The following is a 7,075-nucleotide window of genomic DNA, read 5'->3' as shown; positions in this document are numbered from 1 at the left end:
CCCCGCCCCCCCGCTCCCTCGCTCAAGAGCTCTCTCTCTATTCCTCAGAAAAAATATTGGCTCAATCTGTCGTATCACCTGCTAACGACCCAAACCAAGGTCGCCAAGTCTCTTTAAATGGTAACACTTTCAGGGCAGCTTGGAGCCAGCAGGCTATTGGTGGGACTTCTAGCGTCCGCACTTGGATTGCTGATGTTAGCTTGATGGAAATAGCTGGCATTGAACTATTAAACTCTGGTGATGCTACTAAACAGCCGGTGCAGTGGTTTTCCCAATCTCAAACAGATGGTCTTGCGACTCGTTTAACTCCTCAATACCGCTATTTAGATATTACAGATTTTGCCAAAAAAGTTGGCTGGCAAATCTCCGCTGATGGTAATACGCTCAAAATCTCCACCCAACCAGCAAAATTAACAGCAATTCGGGTGGGAAAACAAGAATGGGGCGATCGCATTGTTCTAGATTTAGATCGTCCCACTTTCTGGCAACTCACCTACGTAGAACCACCACCTAGAACCCCAAACCCAAAGCCTAAAGACACTTCAGACGATCCCACAAAACCAACAGGTAGAGATACGCCAGACGATCCCACAAAACCCCAAACACCGAAACCAACACCCCAAGTACGAACTCAGGAATGGCTAATTACAGTTGATGCTGTACTCGATCGCGCCCTTATAGCGCGTACTTTGGGAGCGGGTAAACATCTACAATCTCTCAAGGTAGAATCATCGACTAACCAAACTAAGATCCGAGTTAATATTCCCTTGGGTTGGCGGCCTCTAGTTTTTACCCTGGGAAATCGCGTAGGCGTAGCCAGCCGTAGGCATCGCTTAGTCATCGACATCCGCCCCGATTCTTTGGTAGAAAGAGATATTCTTTGGGCTCCCGGATTGCGGTGGCGATCGCAATACCGTAACTTAGGTAATTCTAAATTTCCCGTAGTCTGGCTAGAAATCAATCCCCGCCAGTCTGGATTGAAAATTAGACCAATTCTAAGTAATCCCCCAACTGACACCGGTACTGCACCTTTATTACAAACAGCCGAACTCTCCAACGTCGCTGCTGCTATCAATGCAGGATTTTTTAACCGGATTAATCGCCTAGCCTTGGGAGCAATTCGGCGAGATAATCAGTGGTTATCGGGGCCGATTTTGAACCGAGGTGCGATCGCTTGGAATGATAACGGAGACATCAAAATTGGGCGCTTGAGCCTGCAAGAAAGCTTAATTACCTCAAAAGGAGAGCGTTTAGCGATCGCTCACCTTAATAGCGCCTACGTCCAAGCTGGCATTGGTCGCTACACTGCTAAATGGGGAACAAGTTACACCCCTTTCTCCGATGGCGAAATTATAATCACAGTCCAAAACGAACAAGTTATTAGCCAATCTCCCGGAGGTACAGCAGGGAAAACCTCATTTCCCATTCCTGCTAACGGCTATTTACTGACCCTGCGTTCTAACCCGACAATAGCCAATCAGATCCCTGTCGGGACAAGCTTGCGCCTGGAAACTGCCACAGTTCCGGCCGATTTTAACCGCTATCCTTATATTTTGGGCGGCGGCCCCGTGTTGGTGCAAAACAGTCAAGTTTTCCTAGATGCCAAAGCCGAAGGATTTAGCGATGCTTATGTTAAGCAAACAGCTATTCGCAGTGCAGTTGCGATCGCTGCTAATGGGAATTTGTTAATTGTTGCCATTCACAACCGCGCCGGAGGTGCGGGGGCTACTTTTAGGGAGATTGCCCAAATCATGCAGCAAATGGGCGCTGTTGACGCTTTGAATTTGGACGGCGGTAGTTCTACAAGCCTTTATTTAGGAGGTCAACTCATCGATCGGCCGCCTCAGACTGCTGCTCGCGTTCATAATGGTATTGGAGTGTTTATTCAGCCTTAGAACGGTTTTCAAAAGGTTTTAAATCGTAGGACTTACGCACGTTTCATGTAACATCGATGCAGCCAACCCTATCGGTCTATGAGGATTATCGCTCTCGATCGCCACAATTGATGCACTAGGCAAGTCCAAGCACAGTTGGAGGCTCCGAGCGCTTAACTCCGGTTGCTTCATCCTACGCTTTAAGAGTCTTCACAGGATAGTTGCGATCGTGACGCTCCACATAAACTAGCGAGCCAGTCCATCCCTATTGAGCCTAACGATCGCTCCCGTCGAGCTCGCGTTTATTACTACTTCCTTGGTATGTACATTTTAATGCGCTGCCGCTAATATTGAAGTCAGCATGATTTTACATCCAAGCAAACTTAAGGGAGGAGCAAAACATGGTTAACAAAGTTAAAAAGTCTGAGTCTGAATGGAAAGAGCAGCTCACCCCGGAACAGTTTCATGTCACCAGAAAAAAGGGTACAGAAAGAGCTTTTACAGGTGAATATCACGATCTAAAACAGGCTGGTATTTACAAATGCGTCTGCTGCGGCAATGACCTGTTTAGCTCAGAAACTAAGTACAATTCTGGTACTGGGTGGCCAAGTTTCTATGATACCATCAATCAAGAAAATGTGAAATCCGAATCAGACAATACTTTGTTTATGCGCCGTACAGAGGTGCTGTGTGCTGCCTGTAACGCTCATCTGGGTCATGTATTTAATGACGGCCCCAAACCGACTGGACTGCGATATTGCATGAATTCAGCAGCACTTAAATTCGTTCCTAACAAGTAATATATTAGGGTGAAGGCTGACCCAGTGGAGCTTTTTTGGCGACAGAATCTAGTTTAGGAGATATTCATAGTAATAACTTTAGTCATTTCTAATAATTGAATGACTAAAGTTATTACTATTTTAGACATTGGTAAGTAATAATTAAAGCTATTAGTACCCACAATAGCGATATATTAAGTTGAGGAGAGTAGGGTGAGGGTAGCCACAATTTATATTTTTTTACGACAAATATAGTTTACTAACATTGTCCACCCTACCAGGCTACTGTAGCGATTTTATCTCAACAGAGCCTATAGATTATTTTAGGGACGTTCAATCGCACCTTTTTTAGAGAGTGCAGCAATCATCTGACGTTTGACGGCCTTTGCCCAATCATCAAACTCAGAACCATTAATACTATTGCTCTGAACTTGGTCAAGAAGCGGAGTCTTCAATTCCTTGCGTATTTGGGTATTCATTAGAATTTCCTGGTAAACAGACTGGCGACCATTGCTTATAGGTAATTTATATCTTAGCTTGATTATATAGTTTAATTCAAGTCAAACTATGCACTAACTACATCAGCTTCATGCGATTTATGAATGGAATTATTAAAAAAGATTAAATGTATATTGGTATACATAGAATCAGGGGTAATTTATTCTTAAATATCTCATTTCATCCTGCGGAGGGATTGTATATCCCGCTTCTTAATTCTTTATCTTAGTCTAAATCCTTTTGCTGTTCATGACTCATGCAGGCTCCCAGTAAGCCGAGTTACGGATACTTTTACGTAAGTCCCGATCCTATCTATTTTTCAAATTGCCCGATCCGCAGGTATAGCAGGAGGCAGCAGGCAGGAGGAAAATGCAATACTAGAAATGGTTTGGGGGATGGAAAATGTCCTGAGCGTTGTGGCAGTTGCTAGACATTTATCCGAGCTGTGGTGTACTGCATAAAATATGAACCCTCAAATTGCTCAGCTAGTCTACTAGGACGGGCAAGTATTGAGAGTTCGGATTAAGTGAAAACGGGTACGGCAGGGCTCGAACCTGCGGCAGGCGGATTAGAAATCCGCTACTCTATCCAACTGAGTTACGCACCCAACATTTTTGAGCCAACCAATCTTATAGATATAAATCGATTATATCTTAGCTTGCGTCATAGTCAAACCACTAATTCGGAAAAAATGGGCACAGAGGGAAAAGGGACTCACAGAGGTTGGCAGCAAATTTACAGACCAAACTAGATCATTAAAGCATAGATTAAGATAGGGTGTTAGTTAAAGGGAGTTAGCTGAGCGGCTGCGTCCAGATGGGCGATCGCAGCTTAGCCAAACCCACCCATCAGTCGTCAGCAGGTAGCAACTCACGCCATGCGTGAGTACAATGACTTGCAAAGCACCCCCGGCCATGACAGGAGTCAAATCGCAGTGTCATGTTTATTCTGAAACGACAGGATGTCGAAATCACCAGCTTTCAACATCCAAAACGGGATCAGCAGATCCCAATTCTCAATTATCAGGGGCAGACCTTTCGCCTAATCAGCGCTTTCAACGGCAAACAAGCAGAAGAGGCCAGAGCCTTGTGGCGGGATCTAACCGACAATCGAGGCAAAGCCTGCGTTTTGCTAGAAGAGCCGGATAGATATAGCGTCTGGGGAAAAGTCCGTTTAGATCAGCTTGCCAGTGAAGAACCAGTCGGCTCCGAAGCCAAGGCTCCACTATTCGCACAAGCTTGTCTGCTGCTGCTCCAAGCTGTTTACTTCGACGTTGAAGACCTTTTAGGTGCTCGGCAAGCCGCATCGTTTCAGAAAGATATCGCTAAGGTATTTCAGCAGGGGAACTTCCCGCACGCAGACTCCCCAGATGCGGTCAAAAATTTGCTAACCGTCGATCCACTCCACAGCCTCAAAATACCTTCTTGGCAAGAGCAGCACCTCAATACCTTACTGCAAGAACTCCATAGGCTGGGCAAGTCCTATTTTGGCAATACCACCTTTGCCGAAGGAGTCAACGAAATCTTGCAAGATATGCCAGCAGGCGATCGCTCCCAGTTTATCGCTTGGTTGAAACAATCTCCCCTTGCCAAACTGTGGACACAATAAAAAATCTTTGATAATTCCACCGCAGGCGGCACCAATATGCAACGCTGGATGACAGACTTGTATAGAAAAGCCCAACTGTTCAGGCAGTTTCACTCCCACTTACATTTTCTGCAATTCAATTGCTAATTATGTCTCTTGAACCCCTATGAGCAGCACTTCAGAAAAGTCATCTACTTCTCCATCCTTCCTCTCAGCTCAGACTCTCGTGATTTTGGGAGTTGTTTGGGCTGTATTGGCACTGTTGTTCTTTCTGCTGTTCAGCGTCCCCCTTTCTCAGGAGGAAGGACTGCCCCTTTGGTACTCCATCGGCACCTATATTTTTGAATGCGGGGCTTATCTAGGAGCAGCTTTAGTCTGTTTTAGAAACTGGCAAAGCCCTCAAATGGTCAGTGGGCGTAATGTCTGGCTAGGCATTGGTCTGGGGATGCTGTTCTACTTTCTAGCAAATGTGGTATTTGGCGTTTGGGAGTTATATTTTGGACTTGACCCCGATATCTCCCCAGCCGATGTCTTCTATGTAGGCAGTTACGTGGCACTGATCTGGGGCATGGTTCTAGCTGTTACTTCCAAGCGTTTGAATCTAGAAGTTTGGCAGTGGGGGTTGTTGGGGGGAATTGCCATAATTGGTATTGCTATAGCTTCCTGGGTTGCGGCCCCTGACTTTTTCAAGGCCCAATTTGGTTTGGGTTCTGCACCTGCGCCCCAAGTGGAAACAGTTGCCACACCTGAGCTGAAAGCTGCAAAAGCTCCGGGACTGACAGATTCAACTAACCCAAAACCACAAACATCCGCAGCCGCTGCAACTGACCCAGAAGCTGAAGCCGAAGTCGAAGAAAAATCAAACGCACCAGCTTGGGTTCAGGCCCTTGACGTACAGCTCACTCCCTATGCTTATTGGGTGAATTTGTTTTACATCATTGGCGACGTTTTTCTGCTAATTATTGCTACAGCTCTACTCCTTGCCTTTTGGGGCGGGCGTTTTTCCCAATCTTGGCGCATGATTGCCGCCGCCACTTTTTCCCTTTACATTGCAGATATGTACTTCAAGTGGCGCGATACTCAGGCTGAAGGTGATTATCAAAGTGGCAGCTTGCTTGAAGTATTTTTTGTCTTCAGCGCTATCCTATTTGGTGTTGGAGCTATTTTAGAACATGACATCTCAACCCGTTCTCGCCAGAGTAGGCGCGGGCGGCGGTCAGCTTAGGGATTTTTGAGTGCAGAATTTTTCGATTAGCCGCTAGCGATAGGTTTCTCTGGAAATACTCAAATCTTAAATCTCAAATCTAAAATCTAAAATACAGCGCTTTGACGCTGCACGCCCTCCCGTCTCTTTGCTTGGAAACTCGGCATGATGCCTACAAAACTCTCCGAATCTGACAAACACGAAATCCTTGGACTGTATAGACACTCCGAGGAAAATACTATTACCCTAGCTAAGCGCTATGGGGTGAGCAGTTCTACCGTCAGGCGTATCCTCCAGAGCGCTTTGTCAGAGGCAGAATACGATGCCCTAGTCCACCAAAAGCAAAAGCGTTTGCCTCATTCCCAAAGCAGTATTTCCCAGCCGATAGCGCCGGATGTTGATGAATCAGCAGATACCAATCTCTCTGAGTCTGTATATCCCGGCGCTTCTGACCCAATCCCGAACTCAAAGCTCATCCGCAAGCGCACGAGAGCTACCCCTGAAACCCGTGCGAAGATTGATGTCCGAGAAGTTATACCTCGGCGTTTGGATGTTTCTGAGTTGCCAGAAGAGGATGCGCCAGAGTTTGTGGATGAGGATTATGGTGCTGGGGCTAGGAATTTAGGCGAAATGCTTGGAGATGAAGGGCCTCTAGAAGCTGAAGAGTTTAGTGATTTTGACGAGGATGAGGATGAGGAAGATGATGATGATGATGATGATTTAGATGATTTCGGCTCAGATGATTTGGAAGACGACGATTTTGAGGGGATGGCAAACTCTCGCCCCGGAGTTTCTATACAGCTTCGGAGTAAAACTTTGCTTCAAGTTTTGCCGCTAAGTGAAGCGTCTCTTCCTAAAATCTGCTATTTGGTAGTTGACCGTGCTGCGGAATTGATTACTCGGCCTCTGAAAGCTTTTGGCGAACTCGGACAGATTCCTCCTGAAGAAATTAGAGAGAAAACTCTGCCAGTTTTTGACAATCACCGAGTAGCCCGCCGTTTTTCGACCCGAAACCAGCGTGTTTTTAAAGTACCTGATGGCCAGTTGCTACAAAAAACTGCTCCCTATTTACAAGCAAAGGGGATTACTCGGCTATTGATTGATGGTCAAGTATATTCACTTTAATTGGTAAT

General features: G+C 46.0%; 7 protein-coding genes and 1 tRNA gene. 5 read left to right on the top strand and 3 right to left on the bottom strand.

Features of this window, described 5'->3' with window-relative positions; all coding sequences use genetic code 11:
• Both OSCI_RS13130 and msrB read left to right on the top strand, forming a co-directional pair.
• The coding region (locus OSCI_RS13130) for a phosphodiester glycosidase family protein (protein WP_157135562.1) at window positions 1-1,895 on the top strand (1,895 nt) is incomplete at its 5' end.
• Window positions 1,896-2,275: 380 nt separating this feature from the next.
• The gene (msrB, locus tag OSCI_RS13125; protein WP_007355453.1) at window positions 2,276-2,674 is read left to right on the top strand and encodes a peptide-methionine (R)-S-oxide reductase MsrB; all 399 of its coding nucleotides are present in this window, start codon (window positions 2,276-2,278) and stop codon (window positions 2,672-2,674) included.
• 302 nt (window positions 2,675-2,976) lie between these two features.
• Here msrB and OSCI_RS30705 read toward each other — a convergent pair whose 3' ends face one another.
• From OSCI_RS30705 to OSCI_RS29935, 3 genes are all read right to left on the bottom strand, one after another.
• Window positions 2,977-3,132 (bottom strand): hypothetical protein, encoded by a 156-nt coding sequence (locus tag OSCI_RS30705; protein ID WP_007355452.1) that lies wholly within the window; start codon window positions 3,130-3,132, stop codon window positions 2,977-2,979.
• Between the two features lie 552 nt (window positions 3,133-3,684).
• Window positions 3,685-3,758: transfer RNA gene (locus OSCI_RS13120), tRNA-Arg, on the bottom strand.
• A 177-nt stretch (window positions 3,759-3,935) separates the two neighbouring features.
• Window positions 3,936-4,079: a hypothetical protein gene (locus OSCI_RS29935; RefSeq protein WP_155523376.1), complete on the bottom strand. Its 144-nt coding sequence runs from the start codon at window positions 4,077-4,079 to the stop codon at window positions 3,936-3,938.
• An 11-nt stretch (window positions 4,080-4,090) separates the two neighbouring features.
• Here OSCI_RS29935 and OSCI_RS13115 point away from each other — a divergent pair, with 11 nt between their 5' ends.
• From OSCI_RS13115 to OSCI_RS13105, 3 genes are all read left to right on the top strand, one after another.
• Entirely contained in the window at window positions 4,091-4,759 is a 669-nt protein-coding gene (locus OSCI_RS13115) for an Npun_F0813 family protein (RefSeq protein WP_007355450.1), read from the top strand.
• 145 nt (window positions 4,760-4,904) lie between these two features.
• On the top strand, window positions 4,905-5,963 hold the full coding sequence (locus OSCI_RS13110; RefSeq protein ID WP_007355449.1) for a hypothetical protein: 1,059 nt from the start codon (window positions 4,905-4,907) through the stop codon (window positions 5,961-5,963).
• Window positions 5,964-6,107: 144 nt separating this feature from the next.
• On the top strand, window positions 6,108-7,067 hold the full coding sequence (locus OSCI_RS13105; protein WP_007355448.1) for a hypothetical protein: 960 nt from the start codon (window positions 6,108-6,110) through the stop codon (window positions 7,065-7,067).
• The last annotated feature ends 8 nt before the right edge of the window (window positions 7,068-7,075 follow it).

The organism is Kamptonema sp. PCC 6506 (genome assembly GCF_000180455.1).
In the GTDB taxonomy this organism is placed as follows: domain Bacteria; phylum Cyanobacteriota; class Cyanobacteriia; order Cyanobacteriales; family Microcoleaceae; genus Kamptonema; species Kamptonema formosum.
Note: the sequence above shows the minus strand (reverse complement) of the source record. Positions and strands in the feature narration are given on the sequence as shown.

Coding starts and splice junctions, on each gene's coding strand:
- OSCI_RS13105 (WP_007355448.1), top strand. CDS start 6,108: ATGATGCCTACAAAACTCTCCGAATCTGACAAACACGAAATCCTTGGA.
- OSCI_RS13115 (WP_007355450.1), top strand. CDS start 4,091: ATGTTTATTCTGAAACGACAGGATGTCGAAATCACCAGCTTTCAACAT.
- msrB (WP_007355453.1), top strand. CDS start 2,276: ATGGTTAACAAAGTTAAAAAGTCTGAGTCTGAATGGAAAGAGCAGCTC.
- OSCI_RS30705 (WP_007355452.1), bottom strand. CDS start 3,132: ATGAATACCCAAATACGCAAGGAATTGAAGACTCCGCTTCTTGACCAA.
- OSCI_RS13110 (WP_007355449.1), top strand. CDS start 4,905: ATGAGCAGCACTTCAGAAAAGTCATCTACTTCTCCATCCTTCCTCTCA.